Origin of the sequence: Nonomuraea turcica (genome assembly GCF_030718205.1) — a bacterium.
Classification (GTDB): Bacteria; Actinomycetota; Actinomycetes; order Streptosporangiales; family Streptosporangiaceae; genus Nonomuraea.
Genome location: NZ_JAUZQF010000003.1, coordinates 145,905 through 164,689 on the forward strand (window position 1 = coordinate 145,905; position 18,785 = coordinate 164,689).

Sequence of the window (18,785 nt, forward strand, 5' to 3'; positions counted from 1 at the left end):
GAACAAAGTTCCGTACGATGGGGCGATGACGGACATCTTCGATGATCTGGCTGCGGAATACCGTCAGCTGGACGCGGTATTGGAGTCCCTGACCCCGGACCAGTGGTCCCACCCATCGGCGGCGGCGGGCTGGACCGTTGCCGATGTCGTCCTGCATCTCGCCCAGACCGAGGAAACGGTCACCGGTCAGTCCATCACGGAAGGGACGGCCTTCCTTCCCTCCGCCGAGGCCACCGTGGACGGCCTGGCCGACGAGATGGTCGCCGCGGAGCGCGGGATGCCGCCGTCGGACCTGCTGGCCCGCTGGCGCAAAGCCGCCTTCGCCACTCCTGACGCGCTGCGCGCCCATCCGCCGGGCACGCGCCTGTCCTGGGTCAGGACGCCGCTGTCCCCGCGCACCCTGGCCACGACCAGGATCGCCGAGCACTGGGCGCACGCCCTGGACATCACGGTGCCGCTGGGCATCGCCTACCCCGACACGGACCGGCTGCGGCATGTGGCCTGGCTGGCCCACCGTACGCTGCCGTACGCCTTCGCCGTCGCCGGCCTTCCCGACGCCCCGGTGTTCTGTGATCTCACCGCACCGGACGGAACCCGCTGGACCTTCGGCGACCCAGCCGCCCCGGACCGGATCACCGGCCTGGCCTCGGAGTTCTGCCGGGTCGGCGCTCGCCGGCTCGTGCCCGAGCAGACCGGCCTGACCGCCGTGGGCCCGCGCGCCGCCGACGCTCTGCGTGTCGTCCGCAACTACGCCGCCTGACCGCCGATCCTCAGGAGGAAACGGATGCCGTACATCGAGCTGGGGAACGACGCCCCGGGCATCGTCGGGCTGTTGCAGTACCGTCCCGAGACCGGCAAGGTGCTGATGGAGCTGGCCGAGGTGTTGCTGCGTGGCGACAGCAGCCTGTCGAGAGGCGAGCGCGAGCTCATCGCCTCGTACGTGTCCACGCTCAACGAGTGCCGCTTCTGCGCGATGTCGCACGGAGCGTTCGCCGCCGCTCAGCTTCCCGGCGGTGAGCCCGTGGTCACTCACGCGTGCGAGGAGCCCGGCACCGCACCCATCTCCGACAAGCTCCGGGCCCTGCTGGCGATCGCGGCCGCCGTGCGGCACGGCGGGACCGCGGTCACCCCCGAGGACGTCGAGGCAGCCAGGAAGGCCGGAGCCACCGACGTCGAAATCCACGACACGGTGCTGATCGCGGCCGCGTTCTGCATGTACAACCGTTACGTGGACGGTCTATCCACCGTCGCGCCCGACGACCCGGGTCTCTACGCGCGCCGCGCCTCGCACATCGTCGCCCACGGCTACCTCACCGGCCCTTGAGGGGATCCCAGTAGGGCGAGGGCGGCGTCGCGGGCCTGTCCGGCCGTGCCGGCCGTGCCGTGATGTGCGGCGACAACGGTCGCGCCCTCGATCAGCATGAGCAGCTGGCGCCCCAGCGTGCCCGGGTCTGCGGCTCCGGCGCGCGTGGCGATGCCGGTGAGCAGGTCGAGGTAGCGGTTCAGATGCCGTGCGGTGAGGGCACGCACGGTCTCGTCGTGGTGCTGGGCGGACGCGTTCACCATCGCGCAGCCGCGGAAGGCCGGCCTGTCGTACCACCGCTGGAGGGCGTCGAAGACCGCGGTCAGCTGGTCGTGGGGGTCGTCTCCGGCCGCCGCGACGGCCTCCGTCAGCCAGCCGGTCAGTCGCGCGCTGCGCGCTTCCAGCACAGCCTGGACGAGGCCGTCCTTGGTGCCAAAGTGGCGGTAGAGCGTCTCTTTGGACACTTCTAGGCGGGCGCACAACTCGGCGACGCCGATGCCGTCGAGTCCGCGTTCGTACAGGACCGGGGTGGCCGCTTCGATGATGGCGGCGCGGGTGCGGGCCGGGTCGATCGTCGAGCCTTTGGCGACTGGCATGCCATAGATGGTACCGATCGGTTCGATTGGCTGCTAGCGTCTTGGATCGTACCGATCGGTTCGATCTCTGGAGCCTTCGATGACGGACCCGCTTGCCACCGACCCTCCTGGCGATCCCCGCTTTCCCGCCGCCACACCCGCATTGACCTTCGACAGCGGCGGCGCGGCCTTGCCGGGCGTCCTGCACGTTCCGGCAGGCAGCGGGCCGCACCCGGTCGTCGTGCTGCTGCACGGATTCCCCGGCAACGAACGCAACTTCGACCTCGCACAGGTGCTGCGCCGTGCGGGCTATGCGTCCTTGGTGTTCCACTATCGCGGCTCGTGGGGCACCGGGGGTTCGTGGTCGTGGGGGCATGTGCTCGAGGACACGGCCGCGGTCGTGGCCGGTCTGCGGGAGGAGGAGCTCGCCGCCGCGTACCGGCTCGATCCGCGACGGGTGATGTTGATCGGCAACAGCCTCGGTGGATTCGCCGCGCTGATGACCGCGGCGGCGGACCCGTCCATCGCCGCGGTCGCCTCGGTGGCGGGGTTCGACTTCGGTACGGTGGCGGCGCTCTGCCGGGCTGACCCGAGCCTGCGGGAGGGCTATGTGGATGCGTTCGCCGGGGAGCTCGGACCGCTTCGGGGCGCCAGCGGGGAGGCGCTCGTCGCCGAGATGGAGGCGGCCGGCGACTCGTGGCGGCTGGCCGGGCTCGCGCCGCTGCTGGCGGACCGCCCGGTGCTGCTCATCGGCACCAGCCTCGACACCGTCACCCCGCACAAAGTGCATCACGAACCGCTGGTCACGGCGTACCAGGCGCAGCCCGTCAAGCAGCTCGAACATCATGTCTTCGCCACCGACCACGCTCTGTCGGACCATCGCGTGACGCTGGCGCGTACGATCTTGGGCTTCCTGGCGCGATGCCCGTGAGCCCGGCGCTGTGGCAGGCAGTGAGGCTGGCGCTCGGTACCGCTTCGGCGCTCGGGCTCGCGCGCTTCGCGTACGGACTGCTCGTCCCGGCCATGCGGGACGGCCTGCACTGGAGCCTGGCCGAAGCAGGGGTGATGAGCGCCGCCAACGGGCTCGGCTACCTGCTCGGCGCGCTGGTGACCCCCGTCGTCCGGCGCCGGCTGGGCACCGCCGGCACCTTCCGCTGGGGGATGATCCTCATCGTGGTGGCGCTCGCCGCCACCGCGGTGAGCGCTGACCACCTGGTGCTGCTGACCGCACGGGCCGCCGCCGGGGTTGCGGGGGCGCTGGTGTTCATCGCGGGCGGTGTGATCGCGGCGCGTATCGCCACCGGCATCTCCTCCGGCCTGCCCATCACCGTCTACTTCGCCGGCACCGGGCTGGGCATCGTGGTCAGCGGCGCGACCATCCCGGCACTGGGGGATCGCTGGCAGCTCGCCTGGGCCGGCCTCAGCGTCGCCGCCGGGCTGGCGACTCTGGTGAGTTGGGCCGCCGCGGACACCGGCGAGGACAGGGAGGCGCCGGCCGCCACCGCCGGGCGGGCCCGGGTGCGCCCGCTCTGGCGGACCGCCCTGGCGTATCTGCTGTTCGCCGCCGGCTACATCACCTACATCACCTTCCTGTCCGCCTACCTCGCCGAGCGGCACCTCCCGATCGCGCAGGTGACACTCACCTGGACGGTCCTGGGGGTGGCCGTCATTGCGGCGCCCTCGCTGTGGAGCCGCCCCATCACCCAGTGGCCCGGTGAGCGAGCCCTCGCCGCGCTGCTCACCGTCCTCGCCGGGGGAGCCGCACTGGCCCTGGCCTCCTCGGAGTTGCCGGTCATCCTCGCCTCCGCGGTCGTCTACGGGGCGACGTTCATGGCCGTTCCCGCCGCCGTGACCGCGCTCATCAGGAACGGCACCCCGCCCGCCGACTGGACGGCCACGCTGGCCGCCTTCACCACCTTGTTCGCGGCCGGTCAGACCGCCGGGCCGTGGATCGCCGGCATCCTCGCCGATCACACCTCCACCGAGGCCACGCTGGCCTGGACCGCGATCCTGTGCGCGGCGGCCGCCGCCACCCTAGGCCGTCCACGCCTCGCACCCACGACCACGAGAGAAGGAGAACGGCAGTGACCACCTTTGTCCTGATTCCTGGCATGTGCCATGGCGGCTGGTGCTTCGAGCAGCTCACTGAAGAGCTGCGCCGTCATGGGCACCGCGTACACCCGCTGACCTTGACCGGGCTCAGTGAGCGCAGCCATCTGCTGCATGGCGGGGTGAACCTGGAGACCCACATCCAGGACGTGACCGGCGTGCTGGCGGCCGAGAACATCCAGGACGCGGTTCTGGTCGGCCACAGCTACGGGGGAATGGTGATCACCGGGGTCGCCGATCGTGTGCCGGGCCGGGTGGACTCGCTGGTCTACCTGGACGCCGTCGTGCCGCAGCCCGGCGATTCCATGTGGAGCCTGGTCTCCGATCGCGAGCGGCAGTGGTACGTGGACGTGGTGGAGAGCGGCGACGCCGTGCGTCCCCTGCCCTTCTTCGATCCGCGAGCCACGCCCCACCCACTCGCCTCGCTCCTCCAACCTCTCCCGATCACTGAGCACGCGGCGCACGTCCGGCGGCGGGTCTACGTGTACGCGGCGGGGTGGGCGGACCAATCGCCGTTCACCCCCATCTACCAGCGGCTGCGCGCGGACCCCTCCTGGACCACGTACGCGCTCGACAGCGGGCACAACCTCATGCGGGACGCCCCGCAGGACCTCCTGAAAATCCTGCTCGACATCGGCGGCTGAACGGTCAGACGATGTTCAGCTCCGGCCTGGCCCCGGCCAGGGCGAAGCGGCCGGCGTCGAAGCCGGTGACGTCCACGAACGGGGCCCGGCCCAGGTAGAGGTCCCGGACCACCTCCCCGACGGCCGGGCTCATGAGGAAACCGTGGCCGGAGAAGCCGGTGGCGTAAAGGAACCGGTCGACGTCCGGAGCGGTCCCGATGAGCGCGTTGTGGTCCGGCGTCACCTCGTACAGGCCGGCCCAGCCGGTGGCGATGCCGGTCTCCATCAGGGCCGGGGCGCGGCGGGCCATGGCCTCGCCGAGGCGCGGCAGCCAGGCGTCGGACCGGTCCAGCTTGAACCCAGGGGTCTCGTCCGGGTCGGACATGCCGAGCAGCAGCCCCGGGCCCTCGCGGTGGAAGTAGAACGTGGTGCCGAAGTCGATGGTGAACGCGGTCGGGGGCAGATCGGGAATCGGCTCGGTGACGAGGATCTGCCTGCGCAGCGGGGTCACCGGCAGGTCGACGCCCACCCACGCGCCGATCTCCCGCGACCAGGCGCCGGCCGCGCAGATCACGGTGTCGGTCTCGATGCGGCCGCCGTCGGTCTGGACCGCGACGATGCGGCCGTCCACGGTCTCGATGCCGGTCGCGGCGCAGTTGGGCAGCAGGAGCGCGCCCAGTCGCCGGGCCGCACCCGCGTACCCGAGCACCACGGATTCGGGGGTGCAGTGGCCGTCGCTGGGGGAGTAGGCGGCGGCGAGCAGCCCGTCGGTGTCGATCAACGGCGACAGCTCGGCGGCCTCCCGCGCGGAGATCATCCGGCTGGGCACGCCCAGGTCGTTCTGGATCGCCACGTTCTTCTCGAACTCCGCCACCGACTCCGGCGAGTCGAGCAGGAACAGGTAGCCCGGCTTGTGCAGGTCGATCTCCTGCCCGAAGCGGTCGGCGAAGGTCTCGAACGTCTCCAGGCTGCGTACGGCGAGCTCGATGTTGACCCGGTCGGAGAACTGCGCGCGCACGCCTCCGGCCGCCTTCGAGGTGGAGCCGGAGCCCAGCGGCCCCTTGTCGATCAGGACCACGTCGTGCACCCCGGCCGCCGCCAGGGCGTACGCCGAGCTGACGCCCATGGCGCCGCCTCCGATGATGACCGCCGAGGCATGTGGGGGCAGCACACGTCCGGTCTCTCGCATGGATCGGTTCCTTTCGCCGGTTACCCGATCCAGCATCGCGGATCGGACAGACCAGGAGGAAGTGGCACGCCCCCATCAGTTTTCGGCTACCCGGGAGGCCGAGCGAGAGCAGATCAATCGGCGGCGGGAAAAGCAAATTGACGATTCTTCGCCAATTCTTTATTCGATGCGAGAGGTCCGGCTGCGGTGTGGCGCTCCAACCCGAACCACGTCAACTGTAAGCATCGTGCTGGTCTGATCGGCTCGCCTGCTGCGGGTCGCATTTCGCGCTGCGGCTGCGTGGCCGCATTTTTCTTGAAAGGAACGGACATGTTCACGCCCCTTCCCGACCGGCCGAAGCCCCGTCACTCGGTGAGGAGGGCGACGAGGCTGGCCATGAGTGGCTCGCTCTCGGTCGTGTTGGTCGCCTCCTTGACGACCAGTGCGGGAGCCGACGATGATCACGAGCAGGTGCAGAAGCAGAAGCACGATCAGCATGTTTTTCGCGATCACGGGTGGTGCGAACCGCGCATCTTCTGGAAACGTCACTGGCTGTCGCCCAGGAACTTCTTCGTTCCCCGCACCCGCTTCATCGACGGCCCTGGCGGCTCCATGACGGTGTCCGTCACGCGGGAACACGAAGTCCTCGCGTTCCTGGAGACAGAGTTGTCGAAGCGACACGAGGTCACACGTACGTTCGGTACCACTGAGGTCGTCGACGAACTGCGGAAGCTGGGCCTTCCTCACCTCGAAGAGCGGCACATGGTCTTCACTGGGCACGAATACACCCAGGAGATCAGCGACGGCAAGTACGGCAACATGTGGTACCGGGTGCTCGGTTACCGTATCGGCTGGTCCGCGTGGTCGGTGCTGCGTACCTGTCGCCACGTCAAGATCGACTCCGGTATCGCCAACGTGCCCGCCAGGGTCGAAGGCTGGCGCTACTGGGAGACCAAGCACCCGATGTTCAAGGGCCGCATCATCTCCAAGAAGTGATCAGGTCACCGGCGACGACGGCGTCTTCGCGAACGGTCGGAGCTGTCGCCTTCACCCGGCTCCGGTAGACGGACCAGCGACATGCAGACCTGTGCGGCCGTCATAGTGCGGTTAATAGTCATGGCTTCGCTCCTCTTGAGAAGTGTGGAGCAACCGAGGGGAGCTGTGATGTGCATCCCTGGTGTGAATTTCGGCTTATCTCCTAAAATAACCCAATAATCCCAGCGAAGGGGGATCGCAAACCGAGTTTGAACCTAAGAAGGGCGGCGCAATGCCCATTCGACTCCTGGGCAACGATCCATGACGACATCGAGGCCGGCGTCGCGAGCACGCTGAGCCGCGGCCACGTCGATCACGTCAAGGGGCAGCCACACCGCCCCGGCGCCCGTGGCGATCGCCTCGTCCACGGCCTTTCCCGCGTGCTCGGAGCGCCGGTAGACGGCGACGACGTCCACCTTGGCCGGCACGTCGGACAACGACGCGTATCCCGGCTCGCCCAGCACGGTCTCGGCGGCAGGATGGACGGGGATGATCCGCCTGCCTCGCACTTGGAGCAGACGAGCCTGCTCGTACGCCGTACGGTGCGGCTGGTTGCCGAGGCCCACGAAAGCCCACGTCTGTGCCTGTCCGAGCAGCCGCTTGATGACCTTCTCATCCGCGTAACGATTGTCCATGTCCTGGGCAACACCGCGGGCCCGGCGTAACTTCCGGTGCCGGATTCACGGGTCCATGACGCCGTACGTGGAGGCCCGGAACAGGAAGGACGCCCAGGACCGGTAGGGCCGCCACGAGTCGGCCAGCCTCCGGTAGGCGGCCGGCGGCGCGTCCTCCGGCAGCCCGTACACCTCGCGCAGGATCGCGAACAGGCGCGGCTCGTCGCCGGGGAACGCGTCCGGCGCGCCCGCGCCGCGGATCAGGATCAGCCCCGCGGAGAACGGCCCCACGCCGGGCAGGCCACGCAGCTCGGCCAGCGCCTCCTCCGGGCCGAGCGAACGCAGGTGCTCGGCGGTGAGCAGCCCGTCGAGCGCCGCTCGGGCCAGGCCGCGCACCCACTCCTCCTTCTGCGCGGGCAGGCCCAGGCCGCCTGCTTCCAGCAGCGTCACGGGCGGGGGAAAAGCCGCGTAGGTCCGCCCGTCCACGGTCACCGGCGCGCCGTACCGCTCGGCGATGCGCTGCTTGATCCGGGAGGCGATGATCATCGACGAGCGCTGCACGATCACCGCCCAGCACGCCGCCTCCCACGGGCTCCAGAAACACACCGGCCGCAGCCCTGGGCGGCGTCGTTGCAGGTCGCCCAGCACCGGGTCGGCCTCGCCCAGCTTGGCGAAGCCGGCGCCGTCCACGTCCAGGGAGAGGATCCGCGCCACCTCGCCCCGGATCCCGGGCCCCGCGGCCCGCGTCGTGGCCACGCTCACCCCGCCCGGCACGCCCGTGACGGTCACGCCGATCGGCAGCCAGTCGGACTCCGCGCAGTAGGCGAAGCGCAGCGCCCGCCCGTCCGAGGGCAGCACGCTGGTGGCCGGCCAGTCCTCGACGAACCGCAGCGAGGCGCCGAAGTCGAACGGGCCCTCGGCGCTGAGCGTGAAGCCGTGCGTGGTCATGCGCGCATGGTATCGGCCACCTCGTTCGCGCCCCGCCCTACCATGTGACCGTGAGCCCAAGCCCTCGATCCGTGCCCAGCATCCGGGACGTCGCCGCCGCCGCGGGGGTCTCTTACCAGACCGTCTCCCGCGTGCTCAACGACTCCCCTCGGGTGCGGCCGGAAACCCGCACCGCCGTGCTGGCGGCCATCGAGCGGCTCGGCTTCCGGCCCAGCCGGGCGGCTCGTGCCCTGAGCCTCGGCCGCGCCCGCGGCATCACCGTGGTCACGTCCAACACCGTGCTGTACGGCTACGCCACCACGCTGCAGGGCCTGGAGGAGGCGGCCCGCGCCGAGGGCCTGGCCATGGGCATCAGGGTCGTGGAGTCGGCCGCCCCCGCCGAGGTGAAGCAGGCCGTGGACTACGTCAGCGACGCCAGCGCGGGCGGCGTGGTGGTGATCGCGTGGGATCCGCTGGGCATCGCGGTGCTGGAGGCGCTGCCGCCGGACGTACCCGCCGTCGCCGTGGTCGAGCCGGCCGCGCCCGACCGGGGCCGCGTCGCGATCGCTCTGGACGAGCGCCGGGCCGCCGCCGATGCCACCCGGCATCTGCTGGAGCTGGGCCATCGCACCGTCCATCACGTGGCGATCCCGTCCGAGGGCGGCCCCGGCGGCCGGCTGGCGGGCTGGCAGGACGCGCTGGCGCAGGCCGGGGCGGAGATCCCCAAGGTGCTGAGCTGCGGGTGGGACATCAAGTCGGCCTACGCGGCGGGGCGGCGACTGGCCGCCGAGCGGGAGGTCACCGCGATCCTGTGCGGCAACGACGACATCGCCCAGGGGGTTCGGCGCGCGCTGTACGACGCGGGCAAGGACGTTCCCGGCGACGTGAGCATCGTCGGGTTCGACGACATCCCGGGGTCGGCGTACTGGACTCCTGCCCTGACCACGGTGCGGATGGACTTCGCCGGCCTGGGCCGGGCCTGCTTCCACGCGGCCGTGGCCGAGCTGACCGGCCAGGCGCAGTCTGACAACGCCCGGCCCGCCCTCGTGCCGCCCGCGCTCGTGGTGCGCGAGTCGACCGCGCCGCCGCCTCACTCCTGAAATCGGCGCGTAACGATCCCGCAAAGAGACTTCTCTTCTGGTCGTGTGACCGCTCACACTAACGCCTACAGCCGATGTGACCGGTCACAAACGGCACTCGGCTGAGGACGTGCGTGATCTGAGGAGAGATCTTGAAGCCTGCTGACGTTGCCCAGACCCTGCGCTGGGGCCATGCCGGCCTCGCCGCCGTCGTGGAGATCCACCCGGATCGCCCGGTGGCGCTCCGCGAGCTGTCGGCCGGTCCGGCGGGCTCGCCGGCGCGGGTGTCGCAGCCGCTGGTGGAGGTGCTGATCCCCGGCGAGGGCCGGGCCCGCGCCTCGCAGCGGCTGTCGGAGACGGCGGTGGGCTGCCGGCTGCGGTACGCGGGCTCCGACCAGTCGAGCGACGGCGACTGGCGCGAGCTGCGCGTGCGGTTGCGGGATGAGACGTCGGGGCTGGGCGCCGAGGTGACGATGCGCTCGCACGAGGGCGTGGCCGCGGTCCAGACCCAGGTCAAGGTGACCAACCTGAGCGACAGGCCCGTGCTGCTGCTGGCCGTCACCTCGTTCGCGGCGGGTTTCCTCGGCCGCCCGGTGAGCGAGCTCGACGTGTTGCGGGCGAGCAGCGAATGGCTGGGGGAGAGCCGCTGGTCCCGGCGGCCGTTGAGCGAGCACGTCCCCGACCTCGGCCTGGACGGGCACGGCCAGCACGGGAAGGGCGTGTTCGCCCTGACCAGCACCGGCACCTGGTCCAGCGGGGAGCACGTGCCGATGGGCGGGCTGACCGACCGCGGCACCGGCCAGACCTGGTTGTGGCAGATCGAGCACAACGGCCCCTGGCGGTGGGAGGCCGGCGACCGGATGGACGGCGTCTACGTCGCCCTGTCCGGGCCGACCGACCTGGACCACCAGTGGAGCGAGTTGCTCGCGCCCGGCGCGTCGTTCACCTCCGTGCCCGTCTCGATCGCCGTCTCGGACGACGGTGTGGAGGGCGCAGCGGCGGCCCTGACCGCGCACCGGCGGGCGCTGCGGCGCCCGCACCCCGACCTGGCCGCGCTGCCGGTGGTGTTCAACGACTACATGAACACGCTGATGGGCGACCCCACGACGGCCAAGCTGCTGCCGCTGATCGACGCGGCCGCCGCGGCGGGGGCGGAGGTCTTCTGCGTCGACGCCGGCTGGTACGACGACGGCGGCGACTGGTGGGACAGCGTCGGCGAGTGGCAGCCCTCCCAGACCCGCTTCCCCAACGGGCTGGAAGAGGTGCTGACCCACATCGCCGGCCGCGGCCTGACGCCCGGCCTGTGGCTGGAGCCCGAGGTGATCGGCGTCCGCAGCCCGATGGCCGACAAGCTGCCCACCGAGGCGTTCCTGCAGCGCGGCGGCGAGCGCGTCGCCGAGCACGGCCGCTACCACCTGGACCTGCGCCACCCCGCCGCCGTCGCGCACCTGGACCAGGTCGTGGACCGGCTGGTGGAAGAGCTGGGCGTCGGCTACTTCAAGCTGGACTACAACATCAACCCCGGCGCCGGCACCGACCGCGACGCCACCAGCGTCGGCGCCGGGCTGCTCGCCCACAACCGGGCCCACCTCGCCTGGCTGGAGGGCGTCCTGGACCGGCACCCCCACCTGGTGCTGGAGAACTGCGGCTCCGGCGCGATGCGCATGGACTACGCGCTGCTGACCCGCATGCAGCTGCAGTCCACCAGCGACCAGCAGGACTTCCTGCGCTACCCGCCGATCGCGGTGGCCGCGCCGCTGTCGGTACTGCCCGAGCAGGCCGCCAACTGGGCCTACCCCCAGCCCGAGATGACGGACGAGGAAATCGCCTTCACCCTGTGCACCGGCATCCTGGGCCGCCTCTACTTGTCCGGCAACCTGCATAGGATGACTCCGCAGCAGTTCTCGCTGGTCAAAGAGGGTGTCGGGCTCCACCAGAGCCTCCGCCCGGACCTGATCCGAGCCACGCCGTGCTGGCCGCTGGGCCTGCCCGGCTGGAACGACCCCTGGCTCGCCCTCGGCCTGCGCGCCGGGGACAGCACCCACCTGGGGATCTGGCGCCGCCCCGGCGCCATCGACACCACCGTGCTCCCCCTGCCCCACCTCGCGGGACGGGACCTGAGCGTGGAGGTCGTCTACCCTGCGGCGGCGAACGGCTGGACGCACACGTGGAACCCGCGGACCGCCGAGCTCACCCTCACCGCCACCCGCCCCGCACCCACCGCCCGCATCCTCCGGCTCCGCCCTCTCTGACCCGCAAAGGAGCTCACCGTGAGACTCGCAGCCTTCACCGCGGTCGCGACCGCCGCCGCCCTGGCACTCACCGCCTGCAGCGATCCCGCCGCGGGGCCCGCCACGCCCGCCGCCGGCGACGCCCCCGCCGCCTGGCCCTCGCCCACCGCCCGCCTGGACGGGGTCACGCTCACCATCTGGGCCGCCCAGAACAGCAACACCATGCCCAAGGCCGTGACCGACGCCTTCACCCAGGCCACCGGGGCCAAGGTCGAGGTCGTCACCATCCCGGACCCGTACGAGCAGGGCGTGCAGACCAAGGTGGCCACCGGCGACAAGCCCGACCTGGCCTTCTGGCAGCCCACCGCGTCCATGCTCACCGCGCTCAACGCCCGCTCCAACCTGCAGCCGCTCGACGGCGCGCCGTGGGTGTCGACCCTGGCGCCGGAGCTGCGTGACATCACGGGCCTGCTGGACAAGACCCGCTACGCCGCGCTGATCACGAGCCCGGCCGTCGAGGGCGTCTACTACAACAAGGAGGTCTTCGCGGCCAACGGCATCACCGAGACGCCGAAGAACTTCGACGAGCTGCTGGAGGCCGGGCGCACGCTCAAGGCTAAGGGCGTCACCCCGTTCTTCGAGATGGCCGGCGACAAGTGGGCCACCCAGTGGTGGGTGCAGGTGCAGCTCGCCGACGCCGCCAAGAGCGGCCTGTGGGACCGGGTCAACACCGGCAAGGAGACGTTCGAGGACAAGACCATCCTCGATGCGATCAAGAAGTACAAGTCGCTGATCGACGAGGGGCTGTTCAACTCCGACATCAAGACGGCGAAGTTCGAGGACCAGGGCGAGGCGCTGCTCTCCGGCAAGGCCGCCATGGCCATGCAGGTGAACTCGTTCTTCGGCCAGCTCCAGGCCAAGGCCGACACGGCGGAGCTGGACAAGAAGATCGGCTTCTTCCCGATCTCGCCGTCCGGCAACGTCGGCACGTTCATCCCCGACCAGTCGAACGCGCTGGTCGCCTTCCGCACCGGCGACGCCAAGCGGGAGGCCGCCGCGCGGCAGCTGCTCTCCTACTGGATGGGCCCCGGCTACCAGGGCTTCGTCGCCGACCGGAAGACCGTGTCGCTGCGCAGCGACGTGCCGACCCCCGCCGGCGTGCCGCAGGCGCTGCTGGACGTGCACAAGTCGGTCGGCACCTCGGTCGGGTCCATGCAGGCGCTGGCCGTGGCCAACCCCGACCTGTACCTCAACCTGGCCGACATGATCACCGGTAGCCTGACGCCCGAGCAGGTGGCCGCCGCCACTCAGAAGCAGTTCGCCCAGCTCGCCAAGGCCGCCGGAGCCTCCGGCTTCTGACCCACGTACCGCCCGGCGGGAGGCTCGCACGGCCTCCCGCCCTCCCTTCTAGGAGCCGCCTCGTGCCCACCGGTCAGGAGACGCTCACGCTCCCTGTCGCCCGCCGCCGCACCCCCGCGGCGGCCGCCAGGCGTCAGAACCACCCGATGTGGTTCCTGATCCCGGCGTTCGCGATCCTTTTCGTCTTCTTCTTCCTGCCGACCCTCTTCAACTTCATCTACGCCTTCACCGACTGGTCCAGCTTCAAGAGCGACATCCGCCCCGTCGGCTTCGACAACTTCAGCTTCCTGCTGTCGGACGGCACGCTGTTCAGCGCGCTGCGGATCACCGTGATCTACGCCGTCCTCGTCGCGCTCTTCCAGAACCTGTTCGGGTTCGGCCTGGCCGTGCTGCTGGAGAAGGACACCTGGCTCAACCGCGCCGCGCGCCTGATCTTCGTCATCCCCGTGCTGATGTCCGCGCTGGCCGTCGGCTACGTCTTCCAGGCCCTGCTCAAGCCGGACGGCAGCCTCAACGACCTGCTGTCGGCGCTGACCGGGCAGCAGGTGAGCATCGCCTGGCTCGGCAGCACCACCTGGACGCTCGTGCTGGCCGCGATCATCCACGCCTGGAAGTGGATGGGCCTGTCCATGCTCATCTACCTGGCCGGGCTCAAGACCATCCCCGAGGACGTCACCGAGGCCGCCCGCATCGACGGCGCCACCGGCTGGCAGGCGTTCTGGTCGGTCCGCTTTCCGCTGCTGGCCCCGGCGGTCACCTTCAACGTGGCCACCTCGCTGCTCGGCTCCATGAACGGCTTCGACATCGTCCAGGCGCTCACCGGCGGCGGGCCCGCGCGCAGCACCGAGATCCTGAACATCTTCATCTACCGCACGTTCGGCCAGGGACTGTTCGCCCAGGCCACGACCATGAGCCTGGTGTTGTTCCTCATGGTCGCCCTGCTGGCGTTCCCCGTCATCCGGATCCTGCGCAAGAGGGAGGAAATCCTGTGACAGTCCAGGCCTTCGGAAGTAAGGTGCGGAGACGCGTGCCCGCACCCGGCTCGCGCGGGATCGCGGCACGGCTGCGGCCCTTCGCCGTCGTCGTGCTCGTCGCCCTCGTGATGGGCGTGCCGCTGTGGCTGGTCGTCGTCACCGCCGGCAAGTCGCAGGGCGAGGCCCTGTCGCCGGACCTGTCCCTGCCGTCGCGCTGGCAGTTGTGGGACAACCTGGTACAGGTCTGGCAGCAGGGCGAGGTTCCCTCCGCGTTCTTCGGCAGCCTGCTCGTCGTCGCGCCGTCCGTGGCGCTGGTGCTGACGCTCGGCTCAATGGCCTCCTGGGTCCTCGCCCGCCGCGCCACCAGGCTCAACGCCGTGCTGTACGCTCTGGCGATCAGCGGCATCGTGCTGCCGCCCGCCGTCGTCACCATCGTGCTCCTGCTGCGCCAGCTCGGCCTGGCCGGCACCTCGGTCGGCATGATCGGCGTCTACGCCGGCATCTACATGTCCACCGTGATCTTCTTCGTCACCGGCTTCGTCCGCACCGTGCCGCTGTCACTGGAGGAGGCCGCCCGCATGGACGGCGCGGGCCCGGTGCGGGTGTTCGTGTCGGTCATCCTGCCGCTGCTGCGACCGGTGCTGGCCACCGCGACCATCCTCATCTGCCTGTACGTGTGGAACGACGTCTTCTACGCCTTCTTCGTCATCGGCGGCCGGCTCGACACGCTGCCGCTGAACCTGTTCCAGGTCGCCAACGCCGGGCTCTACCTCAACAACTGGCACCTGATCTTCGCCTACATCATCCTGATGAGCCTGCCGCTGCTGGTGGTCTTCGCGGTCGCGCAGCGGAAGATCATCTCCGGGATCACGGGCGGGGCGGTGAAGTAGTCACGCCATCCACAGGCTGACGGCCAGGCCGAGGCCGGCCACGGCGATCGCGAAGCGCAGCGGGCGCTCCGGCAGCCGCCGCACGACCTTCGGCCCGAGCCAGCTGCCCACCAGGCACCCGCACGACAGCGCGCCGGCGGCCAGCCAGTGAACCGGGGCCAGGAAGGCGTACGCGACGGCGGCCGTGATGTTGGCCGCGCCGGTGGCCATGTTCTTGACCGCGTTGGTGACCGGCAGCGGCTCGGTGACGCTGGCGCAAAGCACGGCCAGCATGATGACGCCGGAGGCCGCGCCGAAGTAGCCGCCGTACACGCCGACCAGCGCCACCGCCACGGCCAGCGGCAGGAAGGACGCGGTCTTGGGCGCCCGCGCGTCGGCCAGACGCCGCAGCGGGTCCCTGGCCAGCAGCAGCACAGAGCCGAACGCGATGAGCAACGGCGCGGCGAGCTCGAACGCCTTGGCCGGGGTGGCCAGCAGCAGCCAGGCCCCGGCCGTGCCGCCCACCGCGGCCACCGCGACCAGCTTGGCGACGCGCCGGCCGTGGCCGCGCAGCTCCTGGCGGGAGCCCGCGGCGGTGCCGACGGTGGTGGAGAACATCGCCACGGTGTTGGTGACGTTGGCGACGACAGGCGGCAGGCCGAAGGCGAGCAGCGCCGGATAGCTGACGAGGGAGGCGAGCCCGCCGATGGAGCCCGCCAGGCCCGAGCCCAGCCCCGCTGCGACCAGCAGGGCCACGGAGAGAAGATCCAACCGTCAGACCCACCCGGGTGCGGACAGATCGACCGGCGCCATGCGCTCGATCGCCAGCCTGACCTTCCCCATCGCCTCGACGATCTCCTGCTCCCGCTCGTCGGTCAGGCTGGCGATGGGCACCGAGCAGCTGATCGCGTCGGTCGCGGGGGAGTGGTAGCGCAGCGCGAAGCCGAAGCATTTCACGCCGACGTAGTTTTCCTCGTTGTCGATGGCGTAGCCGCGCTCGCGGGTCAGCTCCAGGTCGCGCCGCAGGGCGTCCTGGTCCACGAGGGTGTTGGGGGTCAGCGGCACGATCGGCTGCGGGATCGGCACCTCGTGCGGGGTGCCGATGCGCTCGGCCAGCAGCGACTTGCCCATGGCGGTGCTGAAGGCGGGCAGCCGGCGGCCCACGCGGCTGAAAGGGCGCACGTAGCGGCTCGACTCCTTGGTGGCCAGGTAGACGATGTAGGTGCGGTCGAGGCGGCCGAAGTGGATGGTCTCGTCCAGCTGGGCGCTGAGGTCGTTGATGTGCGGCTGCGCGATGCGCAGGTAGGGGTCGGTGTCGAGGTAAGTGGTGCCGGCCAGCAGGGCGCGGATGCCGATGCTGTAGAGGCTGCCCGTCTCGTCGGTGCGCACCCAGCCGTGCTCCACGAGGGTGCGGATCAGGGCGTACAGGCTGCTGCGGGGGGCTCCCAGGGCCTCGCTCAGCTCACGCAGACGGGCGGGGCGGTTTTGGCGGGAGGCCAGGAGTTCGAGGAGTTCGATGGTCCTCGCCGCGGACTTGACGCTACGCACCCCGCTCTCGGGATGGGTCATTGCACCTCACAGGAGTCTGCGCGCCTCGGTCAAAGTGTTGACACATTACCAAAATGGAGCTTAACTGCCAGCCACATGCTCAGCAATCTACATATGGAGACAGCTTGCCTGCCACGTATACGAGCGAGGAGATATCCGAACGGCTGCGCCGGGGGATGGACACAGGCGTGCTGTCGTTCCCGCTGACTGCCTTCGACCCCGACGGGCGCGTCGATCTGGACGGCTTCCGCGCGCATCTGCGCACGCAGATCGGGGCCGGTCCCGGCGCGCTGTTCCCGTGCTGCGGCACCGGTGAGTTCTTCTCGCTCGCCGAGGACGAGTACGCGAGTTTGATCAAGACTGCCGTCGAGGAGGCGGGCGGCGCGGTGCCGGTGGTCGCGGGCGTGGGCTACGGCTGGGCCCAGGCCGCCAGGTTCGCCGCCGCCGCCGAGCGGGCCGGGGCCGACGCCCTGCTCCTGCTGCCGCCGTACCTGGCCGAGACCCCGCAGCGGGGACTGGTCGAGCACGTGCGCCGCGTCGCCGCGAGCACCGCGCTGCCGATCATCGTCTACCAGCGCGCCCAGGTCAGGATCGACGTCGCCACCGTGCCCGCCCTCGCCGAGATCCCGAACGTGATCGGCGTCAAGGACGGCCACTCCGACCTCGACCGGCTGCAGCGCATCAAGCTCGCCGCCCCCAGTGAGTGGCTGTTCTTCAACGGCGCGGCTACCGCCGAGATGCAGGCACGCGCCTACCGCAGCATCGGCGTGCCGGCCTACTCCTCGGCGGTGCACGCCTTCGCCCCCGAGATCGCCGGCGCCTTCTTCCGGGCGTTCCACGCCGGTGACGACGCGCGGGTGGACCGGCTGCTCAAGGAGTTCTACGTCCCGCTGGTAGAGCTGCGCGACCAGGGCAGTGGTTACGCGGTCTCCCTGGTCAAGGCAGGGGCCCGGCTGCGTGGCGCGAACGTCGGCTCGGTACGCGCCCCGCTGACCGACCCCACGCCTGAGCACCTGCGGACCCTGGAAGGCCTGCTGAGCACCGGACTCGCCCTCGCCGCCGCCTAGAAGGAATCCCCACATGTCACGAATCATCCGGGCGACCGTCACGCCCATCCTGATCAGCGACCCGCCGCTGCTCAACGTGCTCGGCGTGCACCAGCCGTACACGCCGCGCACGATCATCGAGATCGAGACCGACGACGGCGTCACCGGCATCGGCGAGACCTACGGCGACACCGACTACCTGGACGTGGCCCGCAAGCTCGCCGAGGTCCTCCCCGGCCGCGACCTGACCGCCGTGAACGGCCTGTACACCCTGGCGTCCGCCGCGCTGACCGGGGCCGCGGACAACGTCAAGGAGTTCGACCCGGCCGGCCTGCGCGGCACCCGCAACAACGAGAAGTTGATCCGCAGCGTGGTGTCCGCCTTCGAGGTGGCCTCGCTCGACGCGCTCGGCAAGACGACCGGGCTGCCGGTGCACTGCCTGCTCGGCGGCAAGGTACGCGACCGCGTCGACTACAGCGGCTACCTGTTCTACCGCTGGGCCGAGCACCCCGACGGCGAGGCCCCCGACGACTGGGGCTCCGCCCTCGACCCCGACGGTGTCGTCCGGCAGGCCCAGCGCTTCGCCGACGACTACGGCTTCACCTCCTTCAAGCTCAAGGGCGGCGTGTTCGAGCCCGAGCAGGAGATCGCCGCCATCAAGGCGCTGGCCAAGGCGTTCCCCGGCTACCCGCTGCGGCTGGACCCCAACGGCGGCTGGTCGGTCGAGGCCAGCGTGCGCGTTGCCGAGGAAGTCGGCGACCTGCTGGAGTACATGGAGGACCCGACCGCGGGCGTGGACGGCATGGCCGAGGTACGCAAGCGCACCGGCGCGGTGCTGGCCACCAACATGTGCGTCACCACGTTCGCCGAGGTGCCGGAGGCGTTCGCCAAGGACGCCGTCCAGGTCGTGCTGTCGGACCACCACTACTGGGGCGGCCTGCAGGCCACCCGTGAGCTGGCGGCGCTGTGCCGCACGTACGGCGTGGGCCTGTCCATGCACTCCAACACCCACCTCGGAATCAGCCTGGCGGCGATGACCCACGTCGCCAGCGTCATCCCCCAGCTGAGCTACGCCTGCGACAGCCACCGGCCCTGGCAGACCGAGGACGTCATCACCGAGCCGCACCGCTTCACCGGCGGCGCGATCGAGGTGAGCGACGCCCCCGGCCTCGGTGTCGAGCTCGACAGGGACGCGCTGGCCGCGCTGCACGAGCGCTGGCTCGCCCGCCCCGACATGCGTGACCGCGACGACGTCGCCGCCATGCGCAAGGTCCACCCCGACTGGATCCAGCCCGCACTCCCCCGCTGGTGACAACGAAAGAAGA

Annotated in this window: 19 protein-coding genes; 13 read left to right on the forward strand and 6 right to left on the reverse strand. The window is 70.6% G+C overall.

Annotated elements, in window-relative coordinates; translation table 11 throughout:
* Window positions 1-25: 25 nt before the first annotated feature.
* Together Q9G87_RS09495 and Q9G87_RS09500 are read left to right on the forward strand one after the other, a co-directional pair.
* The gene (locus tag Q9G87_RS09495; RefSeq protein ID WP_305915869.1) at window positions 26-760 is read left to right on the forward strand and encodes a maleylpyruvate isomerase family mycothiol-dependent enzyme; all 735 of its coding nucleotides are present in this window, start codon (window positions 26-28) and stop codon (window positions 758-760) included.
* 24 nt (window positions 761-784) lie between these two features.
* The gene (locus tag Q9G87_RS09500) at window positions 785-1,324 is read left to right on the forward strand and encodes a carboxymuconolactone decarboxylase family protein (RefSeq protein ID WP_305915870.1); all 540 of its coding nucleotides are present in this window, start codon (window positions 785-787) and stop codon (window positions 1,322-1,324) included.
* Here Q9G87_RS09500 and Q9G87_RS09505 read toward each other — a convergent pair.
* Window positions 1,306-1,899, reverse strand: coding sequence for a TetR/AcrR family transcriptional regulator (locus tag Q9G87_RS09505; protein ID WP_305915871.1), 594 nt, complete (start codon window positions 1,897-1,899; stop codon window positions 1,306-1,308). The two genes, Q9G87_RS09500 and Q9G87_RS09505, sit on opposite strands and share 19 nt — an antisense overlap.
* Before the next feature lie 79 nt (window positions 1,900-1,978).
* Between Q9G87_RS09505 and Q9G87_RS09510 the strand changes: the two genes are divergently transcribed.
* From Q9G87_RS09510 to Q9G87_RS09520, 3 genes are read left to right on the forward strand one after another with little or no spacing between them, the layout of a single operon-like run.
* Complete coding sequence (locus tag Q9G87_RS09510) at window positions 1,979-2,809, forward strand: alpha/beta hydrolase family protein (RefSeq protein WP_305915872.1); 831 nt, start codon at window positions 1,979-1,981, stop codon at window positions 2,807-2,809.
* On the forward strand, window positions 2,800-3,966 hold the full coding sequence (locus Q9G87_RS09515; RefSeq protein ID WP_305915873.1) for a YbfB/YjiJ family MFS transporter: 1,167 nt from the start codon (window positions 2,800-2,802) through the stop codon (window positions 3,964-3,966). Before Q9G87_RS09510 ends, Q9G87_RS09515 begins: the two co-directional genes overlap by 10 nt.
* Window positions 3,963-4,631 carry an alpha/beta fold hydrolase gene (locus Q9G87_RS09520; protein ID WP_305915874.1) on the forward strand — a complete coding sequence of 223 codons (669 nt, stop codon included), beginning with the start codon at window positions 3,963-3,965 and terminating at the stop codon, window positions 4,629-4,631. Before Q9G87_RS09515 ends, Q9G87_RS09520 begins: the two co-directional genes overlap by 4 nt.
* Before the next feature lie 4 nt (window positions 4,632-4,635).
* On the opposite strand, the gene Q9G87_RS09525 is transcribed toward Q9G87_RS09520, so the two are convergent.
* On the reverse strand, window positions 4,636-5,799 hold the full coding sequence (locus tag Q9G87_RS09525) for an NAD(P)/FAD-dependent oxidoreductase (RefSeq protein ID WP_305915875.1): 1,164 nt from the start codon (window positions 5,797-5,799) through the stop codon (window positions 4,636-4,638).
* A 186-nt stretch (window positions 5,800-5,985) separates the two neighbouring features.
* Here Q9G87_RS09525 and Q9G87_RS09530 point away from each other — a divergent pair, with 186 nt between their 5' ends.
* Window positions 5,986-6,774 (forward strand): hypothetical protein, encoded by a 789-nt coding sequence (locus tag Q9G87_RS09530; protein WP_305915876.1) that lies wholly within the window; start codon window positions 5,986-5,988, stop codon window positions 6,772-6,774.
* A gap of 254 nt (window positions 6,775-7,028) precedes the next feature.
* Here Q9G87_RS09530 and Q9G87_RS09535 read toward each other — a convergent pair whose 3' ends face one another.
* Together Q9G87_RS09535 and Q9G87_RS09540 are read right to left on the reverse strand one after the other, a co-directional pair.
* On the reverse strand, window positions 7,029-7,448 hold the full coding sequence (locus Q9G87_RS09535; protein WP_305915877.1) for a CoA-binding protein: 420 nt from the start codon (window positions 7,446-7,448) through the stop codon (window positions 7,029-7,031).
* Window positions 7,449-7,493: 45 nt separating this feature from the next.
* Window positions 7,494-8,375: a DNA-3-methyladenine glycosylase family protein gene (locus tag Q9G87_RS09540; RefSeq protein ID WP_305915878.1), complete on the reverse strand. Its 882-nt coding sequence runs from the start codon at window positions 8,373-8,375 to the stop codon at window positions 7,494-7,496.
* A gap of 50 nt (window positions 8,376-8,425) precedes the next feature.
* On the opposite strand from Q9G87_RS09540, the gene Q9G87_RS09545 reads away from it, so the two are divergent.
* The 5 genes from Q9G87_RS09545 to Q9G87_RS09565 all read left to right on the forward strand — a co-directional run bounded on the left by Q9G87_RS09545 (window position 8,426) and on the right by Q9G87_RS09565 (window position 14,887).
* Window positions 8,426-9,454, forward strand: a complete 1,029-nt coding sequence (locus Q9G87_RS09545) for a LacI family DNA-binding transcriptional regulator (protein ID WP_305915879.1) — start codon at window positions 8,426-8,428, stop codon at window positions 9,452-9,454.
* Window positions 9,455-9,585: 131 nt separating this feature from the next.
* Window positions 9,586-11,685 (forward strand): alpha-galactosidase, encoded by a 2,100-nt coding sequence (locus Q9G87_RS09550; protein WP_305915880.1) that lies wholly within the window; start codon window positions 9,586-9,588, stop codon window positions 11,683-11,685.
* 18 nt (window positions 11,686-11,703) lie between these two features.
* Window positions 11,704-13,023 carry an extracellular solute-binding protein gene (locus tag Q9G87_RS09555; protein ID WP_305915881.1) on the forward strand — a complete coding sequence of 440 codons (1,320 nt, stop codon included), beginning with the start codon at window positions 11,704-11,706 and terminating at the stop codon, window positions 13,021-13,023.
* A gap of 62 nt (window positions 13,024-13,085) precedes the next feature.
* The gene (locus Q9G87_RS09560) at window positions 13,086-14,015 is read left to right on the forward strand and encodes a carbohydrate ABC transporter permease (protein WP_305915882.1); all 930 of its coding nucleotides are present in this window, start codon (window positions 13,086-13,088) and stop codon (window positions 14,013-14,015) included.
* Window positions 14,016-14,050: 35 nt separating this feature from the next.
* On the forward strand, window positions 14,051-14,887 hold the full coding sequence (locus tag Q9G87_RS09565; protein ID WP_305915883.1) for a carbohydrate ABC transporter permease: 837 nt from the start codon (window positions 14,051-14,053) through the stop codon (window positions 14,885-14,887).
* Here the strand turns inward: Q9G87_RS09565 and Q9G87_RS09570 are convergent, their stop codons facing one another.
* Both Q9G87_RS09570 and Q9G87_RS09575 read right to left on the reverse strand, forming a co-directional pair.
* Complete coding sequence (locus Q9G87_RS09570) at window positions 14,888-15,622, reverse strand: sulfite exporter TauE/SafE family protein (RefSeq protein ID WP_305915884.1); 735 nt, start codon at window positions 15,620-15,622, stop codon at window positions 14,888-14,890. It abuts the gene before it with no gap.
* 18 nt (window positions 15,623-15,640) lie between these two features.
* Entirely contained in the window at window positions 15,641-16,435 is a 795-nt protein-coding gene (locus Q9G87_RS09575) for an IclR family transcriptional regulator (protein ID WP_305915885.1), read from the reverse strand.
* Window positions 16,436-16,539: 104 nt separating this feature from the next.
* On the opposite strand from Q9G87_RS09575, the gene Q9G87_RS09580 reads away from it, so the two are divergent.
* Both Q9G87_RS09580 and Q9G87_RS09585 read left to right on the forward strand, forming a co-directional pair.
* Window positions 16,540-17,481 (forward strand): 5-dehydro-4-deoxyglucarate dehydratase, encoded by a 942-nt coding sequence (locus Q9G87_RS09580; RefSeq protein WP_305915886.1) that lies wholly within the window; start codon window positions 16,540-16,542, stop codon window positions 17,479-17,481.
* A 13-nt stretch (window positions 17,482-17,494) separates the two neighbouring features.
* Entirely contained in the window at window positions 17,495-18,772 is a 1,278-nt protein-coding gene (locus Q9G87_RS09585) for an enolase C-terminal domain-like protein (RefSeq protein WP_305915887.1), read from the forward strand.
* The last annotated feature ends 13 nt before the right edge of the window (window positions 18,773-18,785 follow it).

What these genes read in the sequence shown, in the direction of transcription:
- Q9G87_RS09495 (WP_305915869.1), top strand. Translation starts at nt 26, where the DNA reads ATGACGGACATCTTCGATGATCTGGCTGCGGAATACCGTCAGCTGGAC.
- Q9G87_RS09500 (WP_305915870.1), top strand. Translation starts at nt 785, where the DNA reads ATGCCGTACATCGAGCTGGGGAACGACGCCCCGGGCATCGTCGGGCTG.
- Q9G87_RS09505 (WP_305915871.1), bottom strand. Translation starts at nt 1,899, where the DNA reads ATGCCAGTCGCCAAAGGCTCGACGATCGACCCGGCCCGCACCCGCGCC.
- Q9G87_RS09510 (WP_305915872.1), top strand. Translation starts at nt 1,979, where the DNA reads ATGACGGACCCGCTTGCCACCGACCCTCCTGGCGATCCCCGCTTTCCC.
- Q9G87_RS09515 (WP_305915873.1), top strand. Translation starts at nt 2,800, where the DNA reads ATGCCCGTGAGCCCGGCGCTGTGGCAGGCAGTGAGGCTGGCGCTCGGT.
- Q9G87_RS09525 (WP_305915875.1), bottom strand. Translation starts at nt 5,799, where the DNA reads ATGCGAGAGACCGGACGTGTGCTGCCCCCACATGCCTCGGCGGTCATC.
- Q9G87_RS09535 (WP_305915877.1), bottom strand. Translation starts at nt 7,448, where the DNA reads ATGGACAATCGTTACGCGGATGAGAAGGTCATCAAGCGGCTGCTCGGA.
- Q9G87_RS09540 (WP_305915878.1), bottom strand. Translation starts at nt 8,375, where the DNA reads ATGACCACGCACGGCTTCACGCTCAGCGCCGAGGGCCCGTTCGACTTC.
- Q9G87_RS09575 (WP_305915885.1), bottom strand. Translation starts at nt 16,435, where the DNA reads ATGACCCATCCCGAGAGCGGGGTGCGTAGCGTCAAGTCCGCGGCGAGG.
- Q9G87_RS09585 (WP_305915887.1), top strand. Translation starts at nt 17,495, where the DNA reads ATGTCACGAATCATCCGGGCGACCGTCACGCCCATCCTGATCAGCGAC.